Below are 1,420 nucleotides of genomic sequence, written 5' to 3' on the forward strand. Positions count from 1 at the left end.
ATAACAGGAACACGAATGTCGCCTGGATCTTTATCTTTCAGCTCAGCAACGAACGTTTCAGAACGAATGACATCAAGAGTAGTAATACCGAATAAACGACGCTTGTCGTAAACGCCCGCTTTCTTAAGTACTTCAGCAGCGATTGGCACTGTTGTATTTACTGGGTTAGTAATGATACCAACACAAGCAGTAGGACAAGTAACGGCAATTTTTTCAGCTAGAGACTTAACAATGCCAGCGTTCACATTGAAAAGATCCGCACGATCCATACCAGGTTTACGAGCAACACCCGCAGAAATAAGCACAACATCCGCACCTTCAAGTGCTGGAGTTGGATCTTCACCCGCGTAACCTTTGATCGAAACAGGCGTTGGGATATGGCTAAGATCGGCAGCAACCCCCGGGGTTACCGGAGCGATGTCGTAAAGTGCAAGATCTGAACCAGCAGGCAGGCGGTTCTTTAGTAGTAGGGCTAGGGCTTGACCGATGCCACCAGCGGCACCAATAACAGCTACTTTCATTGTTATTCTCCTTGAGAGCTTTCTCTTATAGATTCTTTGTAGGGTAATTCTTGAGCTAAATTTAAGTTAAAAAACTATATTAATCACAAAGTGATTACAATCAATTAACGCTAGCTTTGCGACTTCGCGCAAGTCAATAAAACCGTGCTACACAGCAAGTTCGCATTATGGCGATAATCATTTGAAATGACAAAACAACTCGTCTTAAATAACACATTATCCTATTAAATTTTTACAGTGATATGACTAACAAATTACCGTGATATTTTGGCGAGAACTGAATATGTATGCGAGAATATGCAAACATCTTTGTTAATGAATAAGAATGACATATGCGCAATACAGAAAAACAAGACAACTTAGTTCGAGCTTTTAAATCACTACTAAAAGAAGAACGTTTTGGTTCGCAAGGCGAGATTGTCGATGCTCTGAAGCATGAAGGCTTTGAAAGTATCAACCAATCTAAAGTTTCGCGTATGTTAACTAAGTTTGGCGCCGTGCGAACACGCAATGCAAAAATGGAGATGGTTTATTGTCTTCCTGCTGAACTTGGTGTTCCGACGGTTTCGAGCTCTTTAAGAGAGTTAGTGTTAGATATTGATCACAACAATGCATTGGTTGTGATACACACTGGCCCTGGTGCCGCGCAGCTTATTGCTCGCTTATTAGATTCATTAGGTAAGTCAGAAGGCATACTGGGGGTAGTTGCTGGAGATGATACTATCTTCATTACTCCAACCTTATCAGTTACCACTAAGCAACTGTTCGATTCTGTATGCGAACTGTTTGAATACGCAGGATAATTGCTCACAGTTTCATAACTATCAGCCATTACTATTGGATCACAAACACCTATTTAGTTCGTGATCCAAATCACATCCTAAGATATCTATCCCGCC

At 41.3% G+C, this 1,420-nt stretch carries 2 protein-coding genes; one reads left to right on the forward strand and one right to left on the reverse strand.

Annotated features, from left to right (window positions below; all coding sequences use genetic code 11):
• A partial coding sequence (locus AB4653_RS18260) for a lactate/malate family dehydrogenase (protein WP_408063582.1) occupies nucleotides 1–521 on the reverse strand: 521 nt, incomplete at its 3' end.
• Between the two features lie 332 nt (nucleotides 522–853).
• Between AB4653_RS18260 and argR the strand changes: the two genes are divergently transcribed.
• Nucleotides 854–1,324 carry a transcriptional regulator ArgR gene (gene argR / locus AB4653_RS18265; protein WP_004735909.1) on the forward strand — a complete coding sequence of 157 codons (471 nt, stop codon included), beginning with the start codon at nucleotides 854–856 and terminating at the stop codon, nucleotides 1,322–1,324.
• The last annotated feature ends 96 nt before the right edge of the window (nucleotides 1,325–1,420 follow it).

This window comes from Vibrio sp. 10N.222.48.A3, from assembly GCF_041475345.1.
Taxonomy (GTDB): domain Bacteria; phylum Pseudomonadota; class Gammaproteobacteria; order Enterobacterales; family Vibrionaceae; genus Vibrio; species Vibrio tasmaniensis_A.